General features: G+C 31.1%; 8 protein-coding genes. 4 read left to right on the top strand and 4 right to left on the bottom strand.

The genetic code is table 11. The features are described from left to right. Positions 1 to 147: 147 nt before the first annotated feature. Entirely contained in the window at positions 148 to 1,632 is a 1,485-nt protein-coding gene (gatB, locus tag TERY_RS18475) for an Asp-tRNA(Asn)/Glu-tRNA(Gln) amidotransferase subunit GatB (RefSeq protein WP_011613215.1), read from the bottom strand. Positions 1,633 to 1,760: 128 nt separating this feature from the next. Here gatB and TERY_RS18470 point away from each other — a divergent pair, with 128 nt between their 5' ends. From TERY_RS18470 to TERY_RS18455, 4 genes are all read left to right on the top strand, one after another. Further along, on the top strand, positions 1,761 to 2,342 hold the full coding sequence (locus TERY_RS18470) for a redoxin domain-containing protein (RefSeq protein WP_011613214.1): 582 nt from the start codon (positions 1,761 to 1,763) through the stop codon (positions 2,340 to 2,342). Positions 2,343 to 2,818: 476 nt separating this feature from the next. Next, positions 2,819 to 2,974, top strand: a complete 156-nt coding sequence (locus tag TERY_RS33530; RefSeq protein ID WP_155994489.1) for a hypothetical protein — start codon at positions 2,819 to 2,821, stop codon at positions 2,972 to 2,974. A gap of 1,289 nt (positions 2,975 to 4,263) precedes the next feature. Continuing rightward, positions 4,264 to 5,742, top strand: a complete 1,479-nt coding sequence (locus TERY_RS18460; RefSeq protein ID WP_011613212.1) for a slr1306 family protein — start codon at positions 4,264 to 4,266, stop codon at positions 5,740 to 5,742. A 3,226-nt stretch (positions 5,743 to 8,968) separates the two neighbouring features. Then, positions 8,969 to 10,414: a DUF697 domain-containing protein gene (locus TERY_RS18455; protein WP_011613211.1), complete on the top strand. Its 1,446-nt coding sequence runs from the start codon at positions 8,969 to 8,971 to the stop codon at positions 10,412 to 10,414. Positions 10,415 to 10,542: 128 nt separating this feature from the next. On the opposite strand, the gene TERY_RS18450 is transcribed toward TERY_RS18455, so the two are convergent. The 3 genes from TERY_RS18450 to TERY_RS37415 form a co-directional block, all read right to left on the bottom strand. Continuing rightward, complete coding sequence (locus TERY_RS18450) at positions 10,543 to 11,010, bottom strand: hypothetical protein (RefSeq protein ID WP_370495819.1); 468 nt, start codon at positions 11,008 to 11,010, stop codon at positions 10,543 to 10,545. Positions 11,011 to 11,991: 981 nt separating this feature from the next. After that, positions 11,992 to 12,444, bottom strand: a complete 453-nt coding sequence (locus TERY_RS37420; RefSeq protein WP_370497275.1) for a TauD/TfdA dioxygenase family protein — start codon at positions 12,442 to 12,444, stop codon at positions 11,992 to 11,994. 174 nt (positions 12,445 to 12,618) lie between these two features. Then, positions 12,619 to 12,747, bottom strand: a complete 129-nt coding sequence (locus TERY_RS37415) for a hypothetical protein (protein ID WP_370495817.1) — start codon at positions 12,745 to 12,747, stop codon at positions 12,619 to 12,621. Between the last annotated feature and the right edge of the window lie 68 nt (positions 12,748 to 12,815).

Below are 12,815 nucleotides of genomic sequence, written 5' to 3'. Positions count from 1 at the left end.
TATCATTTTCGCACAAATTAAGTAATCACATAAGCAATTACATTGGAACCATATAGAACTTAATGCACCACTATAATACTATAATTTGTACTTGAGCATTATGCAAGAATCGACCAAGGGTTTTTCAACACCTTATACCTCAAACTTTTACCCTTCTAACTTCTTACTAATTAATTGATTTGTCATCTTTGGATCAGCACGACCTTGTGTTTTTTTCATCACTTGCCCAACAAAGAAACCTTTGAGTTTTGTTTTACCGCCGCGATATTTTGCTAACTCTTCCGGATGTGCTGCTAAAACTTCATCTATAATTGCTTCTATTGCCTTAATATCTGAAATTTGAATCAAGCCTTTTTTCTCTACTAATTCCTTGGGCGACCCACCTTTAGATAATAACTCTGGCAGTATATCCTTAGCAATTTTACCACTGATAGTACCATCATCAATAATTGTGACTAGCTCGGCCAAATTATCAGGTTTTAGAGTAATATCATTAATACTAATTTTTTCATTTTTCAAAAAAGCCGTAATATCTCCCATTACCCAGTTAGCTACTTGTTTAGAGTTTCCACCTGCTGCAACTGCCGCTTCAAAATATTTTGCCACATTAAAGTCGTCAGTCAGAACACGAGTATCATAAGCAGATAAACCTAACTTACTTTCATAAAGGTAACGTTTTTGTGCAGGTAATTCTGGTAATTCAGCTTTCCAAGTATCTAGCTGCTGAGTTGAGACTTCAATAGGTGGAATGTCAGGTTCTGGAAAATAACGATAGTCACTAGAGCCCTCTTTAGTCCTCATGCTAACAGTACATTGAGAGGCCTCTTCCCAGAGTCGAGTTTCTTGAATAATTTTCTCCCCTGTTTCAATAGCTTCAGTTTGCCGCTCAATTTCATATTCGATCGCTCGTTGTATGGCGCTGAAGGAGTTCATGTTTTTAATTTCTACCTTTGTGCCAAATTCTTTTTGGCCAACAGGTCGCACAGAAACATTTACATCACATCGCAAGGAACCTTCCTGCATATTTCCATCACTAACTCCAAGATAGCGAACAATTCGCCTTAATTCTTGAGCATATTCGGCAGCTTCTATTCCAGAACGGATATCCGGTTCTGATACAATTTCTATTAATGGTACACCAGCACGGTTGTAATCTACCATTGAATAAGTCGAACCAGATAAGCGATCGCTACCTCCGTGGACTAACTTACCTGCATCTTCCTCCATATGCAGTCTAGTAATACCAATTTTTTTACGAGTTGCATTACCATCCTCTTCTACTATTTCTATTTCTAACCAACCATGTTCAGCGATCGGCAAATCATACTGAGAAATTTGATAGTTTTTAGGTAAGTCTGGATAGAAATATTGTTTCCGGTCAAATTTACTGTAGAGTGCAATTTCACAATTTAGGGCCAACCCTGCTTTGACAGCATATTCTAAAACTTTTTCATTAAGTACAGGTAATACTCCTGGCATTCCCATACATATTGGGTCAATGTTGGTATTAGGCGTGGCACCAAATTCTGTGGAGGAATTAGAGAAAATTTTAGTTTGGGTACTAAGCTGACAATGGGTTTCTAGGCCAATAATGGCTTCATACTTTGTTTTAACTGGTACAGTGGTGGTCATATTAAAATAAGTCGAAAAAGTATTACATCTGATCTTATACCCAAAATTAGTCAGAAATGTCTATTGTGCATTTAACAAAAAAGGTAGTATTCTTTTTCTAGAAAGTCAAGTTATAGAGGAATGATACTATGGTTTTAACAGAGTCTACAATGCTAAAATTGGGAACTATAGCACCAAATTTTGAGCTGCCAGATGTGGTCTCCGGGAATATAATTTCCCCATCAACATTTAAGGGGAAAAAAGCATTATTAGTAATGTTTATTTGTCGTCATTGCCCATTTGTAAAACACATTCAATTAGAGTTGGCTAAAATTGGCAAAGATTATGTTCCAAAAGATGTGGGAATTGTCGCTATTAGTTCCAATAATATTGAAAGTCATCCTGATGATGCTCCAGATAAACTAAAAGAAATGGCATCAGAATTAGAGTTTAATTTTCCCTATTGTTTTGATGAAACTCAGGAGGTTGCAAAGTCTTATATTGCTGCTTGTACTCCTGACTTTTTCTTATTTGATGTTGATTATAAATTAGTATATAGAGGGCAATTAGATGATAGTCGTCCTAGTAATGAAAAACCTGTAACTGGAAGTGATTTACGAGCAGCTTTAGATACAGTTTTAGCAGGAAAAAATATAGAGGAAGAACAAAAGCCTAGTGTAGGTTGTAATATTAAATGGAAAGCAGGAAATGAGCCTTCTTATTTTGGTTAGAGGTGAAAAAAGATGTGATATTAACAGATGATTTTATGTATTTGCTTTACTCAGAGAAGTCTGACAGAATACTAACCTTATTCTTCGTGCAGAATCAAGTATTTATCAGTTTTTAGCCTTTCATAAATTATACTTCTCTAAACAAGTTTGATTTTATTGCCTGAATAGTTAAGATTTTGCAATTAATTAAATAAATCAATGGTTGGGAAAGGATATATTGTCCTTTTTCAAACCTTTGATATAGTTTCATTTATAACTAATTTTTAATAAACTTATTTTTATCGATTATCTAATAATTTTAAAGCAAAAACAATCTGCGCAATAGTTTTTATGAGAAAAAGAAGGATTTAATATTATCATTCATGGAGTTGAGGTAAATAGCTGCAATATCTACAAAAGTAAAGTATTGAAAAAAGTATTAGGAGCAAAAATTTATCGGAATGAACTTAATGAACAATGGTGAGTTTGGTTAATTGATGAAGCACATAAATAAGGGATTCAAAGTTCATGGGTATTATGATAAAGGTATTAAAATAGATAAAAATACTCTAATTTTTGACTTAGCGATCGCCAAAAATTATATATTTTCTGCAGTGGATAAAACATATAGTGAAATTGATCATTATGTCTGAGATTTAGAAATGGAATAAGTTTCTAATTTTTTTTAGTAAAATTTTAGTTGAATTTGCCAAAAAATCTCCAAATATAGATGTAGTTAAATGAGATTTAGCTCTGAGATTTAATTTCGGTTCACTAGGAAAAGTAGACCGAAAAGCTAACTTAAAAAATTTTATCCAAGGAATTAGAAAAGAAATGAAAGAAGCTAACAATTCAGTGAATATAGGGTAGAATGGAGTTAAGAAAAAAGAGCAGGATAGAAAGACACTACCATAATTTAATCAGAAAAAAATTACATCAATAGAAGAATTAAAATTACAACATGGGTAGAAAGTAAATAAAGATTAGATATATGGATAAAAGTAGGTGACTATTTAAATTTAAATTGATTTATACTTATAGATAATCACAAAAGGGAAGCAAACTATGAATCAAAAGTTAAAAAAGAAGTGATTAAATTTATCGGGATTTTTCAGTAGAGATTATTAACTATAAGCATACATATTTTAGTGTTGCATCAGTAGTGGCATAGTTTTATGTTGCATAAATATTTTTTGTGAAAACATCAATAAAAAAAATAGTATTAGTAAGAGATAATTCACCGATATATCAAAATAGTTTATTTTGGTAAAAATAAAAATAATGCTTATAAAAAAATTGATTATTTTTGTAATTGCCAACATATTATCCTCAAATAAATATTATAAAAATATAATAGTATTTTATCAGATATAAATGGTTACAAATAGAAACTTATAAAAGTTATGGGAGTTGAGTAAATGCAGTCAAAAATATTTTGAATTAATTTGGCAGAAAATATACAATTAATTTTGTATAACCATTTAAGTAGATCGGTGTTAAAATTTGTCGCTATTTAACAAAATGTAAATTTATCTCAAGTAAACTGTGTGGAAGAACTTAGAGTCAGTAAACGAATCTTAATATAACTAAGTTTTTTCACACCTACCTAAGACGGTAAAAAAAAGAACGTTCAGTATTTCAAGTCTTCCTCTTATAAAAAGTTAAAATAAAAATTATACTAATAACTTCAATAATGGGGATATTGGCAACTCCAGCACCAAATTTTTAGTTGCCAGATATATTTTTTAAGGGGAGTAAAAAAGAAAACTTAGTATTTTAAAGAAAACTTAGTATTTTTAAGTATTCTATTTGAGTAGATAACTATTTCCCTACCAGAGATGAAAAGTGAAGCTCCGACCTAAAAAGTTAACTGATAACCCATAATGGAAAAAGGATAGTTAAGATAAAATTAACAATAAAGGGAATTTTGAGGAAAATAAAAATGGCTGTAAAATTAAAACGACCAATTTTAGTAGGGGGAATAGGTTTATCTCTACTGTTATGGCTACTCTCAGAGGTCCAAAATTTTATAACAGACAATAGTGAACCTACTATTTTAGGAATTATAGTAGTCAGTCTGGGGGTTTGGTTATTAAAAAGACCAAAATATCTACCTTCCCATAAACCAAGTATAATCGTATCACCTACAAAACAAGCAGCAGAAGAGGCGATCGGTTTATTATCTATTACTATAGATAAGGTTTCTATGACAGTAGAAGGTATTAATAACTCTGAAAAAATAAGTAATGATATTACTCAACTACATCAGCAAGTAAAAATTATTACTCAGGAATTAGAAAGGCAAGAATTAAGTATAGTTATTACAGGCAATAAAGGAGTTGGCAAAACTACTTTTACTGAAATATTAAAGTCTCAATGGAACTCTAAAAAATCACCAAAAATAAAAGTTGTTGATATAACTTGGGAGCCAGAATGGGCAACAAACAATGAATATGCTAAAGTTAATCCTCTATCGCCTTACGATTTGATATTATTTTTGACTACAGGTGACTTAATAGATTCAGAATTTCAAGCTTTATCAAAACTAACAACTCTTGGTCAACGTTTTATCTTAATTTGGAATAAACAAGACTTATATTTACCAGACCAAAAACCACAAGTCATCCAAAAAATTAAAGAGACATTATCTACTATTAACTCAGAGAAAAATTTAGTAGGAATTTCTGTAAAACCTAACCCTATTAAAGTGCGAAAATATCAGCAAGATGGCACTATTCAAGAATCTATAGAACAACCATTACCAGAAATATCTCAATTAACAGAAAAACTAAACCAACTATTAGAGGAAGAAAGAGAAAAGTTAGTCTGGGCAACTACTATAAGAAAAGCGGAAATATTTAGATTAGAAGCTCAAAATATTTTAAATAAAATCAGAAAAGAACGAGCGCTTCCTGTCATTGAAAAATATCAATGGATAGCTGCTGCTACAGCATTTGCTAATCCAGTTCCAGCTTTAGACTTATTAGCAACAGCAGCTATAAATACTCAATTAGTAGTAGACTTAAGTGCTATATATGAGCAAAAATTTTCTATAGAAAAAGGTAAACAAGTAGCAGGTACTATGGCAGAGTTAATGTTAAAACTAGGACTAGTAGAACTATCTACCAAAACATTAACTACTCTACTTAAAAGTAACAGTTTAACTTTTGTTGCTGGTGGTGCATTTCAAGCAGTAAGTGCTGCTTATTTGACAAGAGTAGCAGGTATGAGTTTAGTAGAATATTTGACTACTCAAGCAGATACTAATTCCGTGAATATTGATCAATTAGGAACAATTATTCAAGGTGTATTTAGTAAAACCCAAGAAAATAATTTCTTGAAGTCTTTTGTTACTCAGGTAATGAGTCATATTTTGCCACAGGGAAAACAATTAGAATTTGTCTCATCTCCGGCGCAATAAAGCAGTTCAAACTTGCCTTGGCTCCGACCAAATAATGTGGCAATAGATGATAATTACCTCTAGTAAATAATTAAGTATACTGGTAATTTTTTAGTAGCGACTCTTATCGCAGAAGACTAAGATATATATACTGAGCAAAATATTTTCTTATCTCCTACAGATACTAATTTGATCCAAGTTGAGAAATTAGGAAAAGTTGGTAAAAAGATATTTAGCACAACTCAAAAAATAATTTATTGAAGTCTTTTGTCACTCAGGTAATGAGTCATATTTTGCCACAGAAGAAACAATTAGAATTTGTCTCATATCCGGCGCAATAAAGCAGCTCAAATTTATCTCAGCTCTGACCAAATAATGTGGCAATAGATGATGATTACCTCTCGTAAATAATTAAGTATACTAATAATTTTTCAGTGGCGAACCTTATCCCAGAAGACTAAGATATATATACTGAGCAAAATATTTTCTTATCTCCCACAGATACTAATTTTATCAAAGTTGAGAAATTAGGAAAAGTTGGTCAAAAGATATTTAGCACAACTCAAAAAATAATTTCTTAAAGTCTTTGAACACTCAGGTTATCATTCAGGTAATGAGTCATATTTTGCCACAGGAGAAACAATTAGAATTTGTCTCATCTCCGGCGGAATAAAGCAGTTAAAATTTGCCTTGACTCTGACCAAATAATGTGGCAATAGATAATGATTACCTCTCGTAAATAATTAAGTATACTGATAATTTTTCAGTGGCGAACCTTATCCCAGAAGACTAAGATATATATACTGAGCAAAATATTTTCTTATCTCCCACAGATACTAATTTTATCAAAGTTGAGAAATTAGGAAAAGTTGGTAAAAAGATATTTAGCACAACTCAAAAAATAATTTATTGAAGTCTTTGAACACTCAGGTTATCACTCAGGTAATGAGTCATATTTTTCCACAGGGGAAACAATTAGAATTTGTCTCATCTCCGGCGGAATAAAGCAGTTCAAATTTGCCTTGGCTCCGACCAAATAATGTGGCAATAGATAATGATTACCTCTCGTAAATAATTAAGTATACTGATGATTTTTTAGTAGCGAATCTTATCGCAGAAGACTAAGATATATATACTGAGCAAAATATTTTCTTACTCCCACAGATACTAATTTTATCAAAGTTGAGAAATTAGGAAAAGTTGGTCAAAAGATATTTAGCACAACTCAAAAAATAATTTATTAAAGTCTTTTATCACTCAGGTTATCACTCAGGTAATGAGTCATATTTTGCCACAGGAGAAACAATTGGAATTTATCTCATCTCCGGCGCAATAAAGCAGTTCAAATTTGCCTTGGCTCCGACCAAATAATGTGGCAATAGATGATAATTACCTCTAGTAAATAATTAAGTATACTGATAATTTTTTAGTAGCGACTCTTATCTCAGAAGACTAAGATATATATACTGAGCAAAATATTTTCTTACTCCCACAGATACTAATTTTATCAAAGTTGAGAAATTAGGAAAAGTTGGTAAAAAGATATTTAGCACAACTCAAAAAATAATTTATTGAAGTCTTTTATCACTCAGGTAATGAGTCATATTTTTCCACAGGGGAAACAATTAGAATTTGTCTCATCTCCGGCGGAATAAAGCAGTTCAAATTTGCCTTAGATCCGAACAAATAATGTGGCAATAGATAATGATTACCTCTCGTAAATAATTAAGTATACTGATAATTTTTTAGTAGCGAATCTTATCCCAGAAGACTAAGATATATATACTGAGCAAAATATTTTCTTACTCCCACAGATACTAATTTTATCAAAGTTGAGAAATTAGGAAAAGTTGGTAAAAAGATATTTAGCACAACTCAAAAAATAATTTATTAAAGTCTTTGAACACTCAGGTTATCACTCAGGTAATGAGTCATATTTTGCCACAGGAGAAACAATTGGAATTTATCTCATCTCCGGCGCAATAAAGCAGTTCAAATTTGCCTTGGCTCCGACCAAATAATGTGGCAATAGATGATAATTACCTCTAGTAAATAATTAAGTATACTGATAATTTTTTAGTAGCGACTCTTATCTCAGAAGACTAAGATATATATACTGAGCAAAATATTTTCTTACTCCCACAGATACTAATTTTATCAAAGTTGAGAAATTAGGAAAAGTTGGTAAAAAGATATTTAGCACAACTCAAAAAATAATTTATTGAAGTCTTTTGTCACTCAGGTAATGAGTCATATTTTGCCACAGAGGCTCTGACCAAATAATGTGGCAATAGATGATAATTACCTCTAGTAAATAATTAAGTATACTGATAATTTTTTAGTAGGGACTCTTATCTCAGAAGACTAAGATATATATACTGAGCAAAATATTTTCTTACTCCCACAGATACTAATTTTATCAAAGTTGAGAAATTAGGAAAAGTTGGTCAAAATATATTTAGCAGAACTCAAAAAATAATTTCTTAAAGTCTTTGAACACTCAGGTTATCACTCAGGTAATGAGTCATATTTTGCCACAGGAGAAACAATTGGAATTTATCTCATATCCGGTGCCATAAAGTAGCTCAAATTTATCTCAGCTCTGACCAAATAATGTGGCAATAGATGATAATTCCCTCTGGTAAATAATTAAGTATACTGATAATTTTTCAGTAGCGACTCTTATTTCAGAAGACTAAGATATATATACTGAGCAAAATATTTTCTTACTCCCACAGATACTAATTTTATCAAAGTTGAGAAATTAGAAAAAGACCTGTAAAATTTTTATAGTTTTCTTTATTTATTGCTACTTGTAAAAAATTCGTTCTCAATTCATAATATATTTAAGTAGAATTTTCTCTGATCATTTATTTAAGATTACTTATGAACAATTTTTTAAATTTCTGAGATTTACCAAATTATCAAAATTTTATTGCTCAATATCTATTGATAAAAACTCTGTATTAAAAAATATTTTTTTCTCTTACTCTAAGAAATTTGATAACTATTTTTCTCAAAAGTCTTTTGAGCTTCAGCTCTTACCAAATTTTCTTAATTTGATAGACATCCCAAAATAACTGATATATTAAAAGCATTTATCACTATTATCAACTCTAAATTCTTGGAACTTTTACTCATGTTTATCTCAAAAAGTAACTTATACCAATTATAAACTTTTCGGTGACTAAACCAGGAATCTTTTAGAAATTATGTCAGTTGATTTGATAAAATTATATCATTACTAATGATACTTTTATTTCCTACTAAATTATCTAAGGCAAGTCTAACCTTGAATCACTCAAATATATATCCAGAAATAATTACAGAAAATTCTCAGTCAACAGAAAGTTATTGTAAACAAAGTAAAATTCATTGGAAACGGGCTAAAGCAAGTTTACAAAGAGCTTTAAATAGATATTCTGTATGGCAAAATGCCTCGTATAAAACAACTAACCCTGAATTCTCATCTACTGTTAAAACCCAATTAGAATTATTAAAATCAAATATTGATAAGCTTGACCAAGGAGTAATTCAAATAGCTGTATTTGGTCTGGTCAGTCGCGGTAAGTCAGCAGTATTAAATGCTTTATTAGGTGAAAAAATATTAGAAACAGGTCCTCTTAATGGTGTAACTAAATGGCCACGTTCGATTAGATGGACTCCTAATATTTTCGTTAATTTCCATCAACAAGAAGTAGCAAAAGTAGACTTAATAGATACTCCAGGATTAGATGAAGTAGCAGATCAAGTTCGTGGAGAAATGGCGAAGGAAGTTACTCGCCAAGCTGATTTAATTTTATTTGTTGTTTCTGGAGATATTACTCGCACTGAATATGATGCTTTGTATGAGTTAAAAAAATCTAAAAAGCCGTTAATTTTAGTGTTTAATAAAATAGATTTATATTCAGAGGTGGAACGACAGGAAATCTATAAGAATTTACAAAATATTGCTGTTTTTCAGTCAGGAGAATTAGATAATATTTACCCAACTTTTGAAGTAGTAATGGTGGCAGCAGAACCAACTCCTTTACCTGTAATAATAGAAATGCCTGATGGTAAAGTGACTCATGAATGGGAAACTCCATCTCCTAAAATAGATGAGTTGCGACAGAAAATAATTACTATTTTAGAGAGGGAAGGACGATCACTTTTAGCTTTAAATGCGTTACTTCAAGCTAGAAAAGCTGAAGTAAGTATTGCTCAGAAAACTGTTAAGATTAAACAAAATGAAGCTGATGATTTAATCTGGGATTTTGCTAAATATAAAGCTTTAGCTATTGCTTTTAATCCTATTACTATTATTGATGTAGTTGGAACGACAGTAATAGATTTAGCTTTAATTCGCTCTTTGTCTCGTCTTTATAATTTACCGATGACTAGCTATGAAGCAGGCAAACTTTGGAAAATAATTATTTTTAGTGCTGGTGGTATATTGTTGGGTGATTTGGGAACTAGTTTATTATTAGGTTTAGGAAAGGTTAATATTATTTCTTATACAGGAGTTGCTATTACTCAAGCTTCTGTAGCTGCTTATGGAACTTATGCGATTGGCAGTGCTGCTAAAGTTTATTTGGAAAATGGTTGTACTTGGGGAGATTTGGGGCAAGATATAGTTATTCAGGATATTTTAAGTCAGATGGAACCTGATACAATAATTTATCGTTTACAACAGGAATTATTCAATAAATAAGTAATAAGGAAGGAGGAAGAAGTTAGCATATATAGTAATTTATACTAATCTGATCATAATAATTAATAACTAAATATGCAAGTAATTTTTGCTATCAAGAATAAATGATTGAAGTAAAACATTATTATTCAACATTTAACTATCCTTAAACCTTCTCTGAAGTGAAAAATTGTAGTTACTACTGCTATCACAAAATAAAATATTCTAATTACCCAAAAACATAAACTCATAGTCCAATAAATTACTCCTGGAGGAACTCCAATTAATCGTACAAACTTAGAATTAACACTCTTCTCTAATCTATCTAAGTTGTTAATCTGTACTTTTTTATCAGGGAGAACTGGAAATTTAGCAGTATATAAATAGAAGCCATATATACCATCTTTTCCTACTCTTTTATTTAAAAATGAATCAATGAGTAATTCAGCTTGATTAAATGATAATTTTTCATTCTCCGCTACTTGTTCTACCCAAATATCATATCTCACTATTTGAGTTGTAATAAAAATTATTGGGACTAAAATTACTAATAAAATTGTGCTGACATAACGGCCCAAATATTTAGGTAACAAAACCGTCGCCAAGCCAAAACCCATTCCAACTACAGCAAAAGCAATAATATTGAAAATTTCAACGATTTCTATACCTCTTAAAAAATCACCAAAAAGTATTAAATTGTATAGAAAATTATCAGCTAATTTAATAGATATTATTTTTGCTGAAACTATTATGCTAAAAATAAATGAAGTACAAAATATGTAAATAGATAGTTTAATAAAAAAAATAAAATATATACTAATTTTTCGGATTAACATGGAAATTAAATGGTTAGAGCAAAAAAAATATTTATATCCTCATATTATTGTAGAATAATGCTTTAGCGTTAAAGTTTTATTGATAAATCTGAGATTTCTATTAATACAAGGAAATACCGAAGTCAGCAATTAAAATTAAATAATACCGAAAAATATAGGTGTTTGCCGTTTAGAGGTTGTTTGTAAGGTATTCTTAAGAGCGATCGCTTAGATGTTAAGTGAGAAGACAATAATTCAAGTAACTCTCCCGATCTATGGAATGAAGGAACTATCCAAGTAATTTAACTGACTTACAGTGTGAAATGTTAAAAAAACTAATTCTGCCACTGTGCTCGGGGGTAAAAGAAATTGGAACGCTGATATACGGGCAATTAAGTAGTGCGTCAAAGTGTGGGATAGGTCATATCAAATTTGTTGGCTTCGGAGTAATATAATTCCTATCATCATTAGGGACAAAAGAAAAGTTTGCTCATTCCTAGAATTTCAACTTATTACTCTTCAATATAGAATTATACCAATGCTGCTGGATTTGATCTAATTAGATTCTTCCACTTCAACAGAAAGAGTACAAACATTAAGATTAGTGTCAATTATTTTTTATTTTTTACTTCTCTGTACCGAGGTTGTATGCAACGTCTCTATCTATTCCCCTACTCCCCAGCTCCCAGCTCAAGAAAATGCAATACTTTTGAATTTATCACTTTCGCGCCTTTATCGACTTATGAAGACTTATAAACCAAGAATATGTGATTTATTGTCGGTTTAGCAGTTATAGTTATCACCATTATTCACGACGCCAATACGCAAAGCAATGCGTTGATACTTAGTATATTTGTACGCTTTACCAGTGTGCATAACTTGAGAGTTATTCCAAAATACAATATCTCCAGCTTGCCAAAGATAGCTATAAAAAGGTGTAAAATTAAGAATTTTTTCAAATAACTCTACCCAATATTGCTTTGCCAAATCAAGTTTATCTTCAAGTCCCTGTATAGTAGAAGTGTCTGAACCTAAATATAAACCTTTATGTCCAGTTATTTGATGGGTTGATACTAGAGGATGCAGTTTCCTAGGAATATCTATCCCTGGTGGTGGAGGTACAGGAGAAAAATGATACATCGAAAGCTTTTCTAACTGCTGTTGATATTGAGATTCAAAGTTATTATCAGCTTGTATCATATCTAGAAAGTCAGTTCTATGGGGCTGTCCGTCAATGCCTTATGGGGAAGTTATTATACTATATAACATGACAACATAAGGAGTATTCATCTTTAACCCATTAGTTGTTGGGAGAAGGTCTTTGTCGTGATGCCATTGCCAATCAATTTTACCTACTACATTATGAGATAATCTTTTAGAATTTCCTAAAATAGCAGACCCTGAACTTTGTCAGTATGCAGGAATTTCAGGATCTACAGGTTTTGGGCGGCGATGACCAAGGCTTGAATTTCTAAAGGTCTGTTTGGCAAATTCTGTTAACTTAGATGCCGTCAGATTTTGGTTGCGGATAAAAATCACACCATTTTTTTACAGATTTTGCTTTAATTCTGCTATTTGTTTGGGACTTAAATTCAGAAGATTACGGC

Origin of the sequence: Trichodesmium erythraeum IMS101 (assembly GCF_000014265.1) — a bacterium.
GTDB lineage: Bacteria > Cyanobacteriota > Cyanobacteriia > Cyanobacteriales > Microcoleaceae > Trichodesmium > Trichodesmium erythraeum.
Note: the sequence above shows the minus strand (reverse complement) of the source record. Positions and strands in the feature narration are given on the sequence as shown.

What these genes read in the sequence shown, in the direction of transcription:
- TERY_RS18460 (WP_011613212.1), top strand. Translation starts at nt 4,264, where the DNA reads ATGGCTGTAAAATTAAAACGACCAATTTTAGTAGGGGGAATAGGTTTA.
- TERY_RS18470 (WP_011613214.1), top strand. Translation starts at nt 1,761, where the DNA reads ATGGTTTTAACAGAGTCTACAATGCTAAAATTGGGAACTATAGCACCA.
- TERY_RS18450 (WP_370495819.1), bottom strand. Translation starts at nt 11,010, where the DNA reads ATGGGTTTTGGCTTGGCGACGGTTTTGTTACCTAAATATTTGGGCCGT.
- TERY_RS18455 (WP_011613211.1), top strand. Translation starts at nt 8,969, where the DNA reads ATGATACTTTTATTTCCTACTAAATTATCTAAGGCAAGTCTAACCTTG.
- gatB (WP_011613215.1), bottom strand. Translation starts at nt 1,632, where the DNA reads ATGACCACCACTGTACCAGTTAAAACAAAGTATGAAGCCATTATTGGC.
- TERY_RS33530 (WP_155994489.1), top strand. Translation starts at nt 2,819, where the DNA reads ATGAAGCACATAAATAAGGGATTCAAAGTTCATGGGTATTATGATAAA.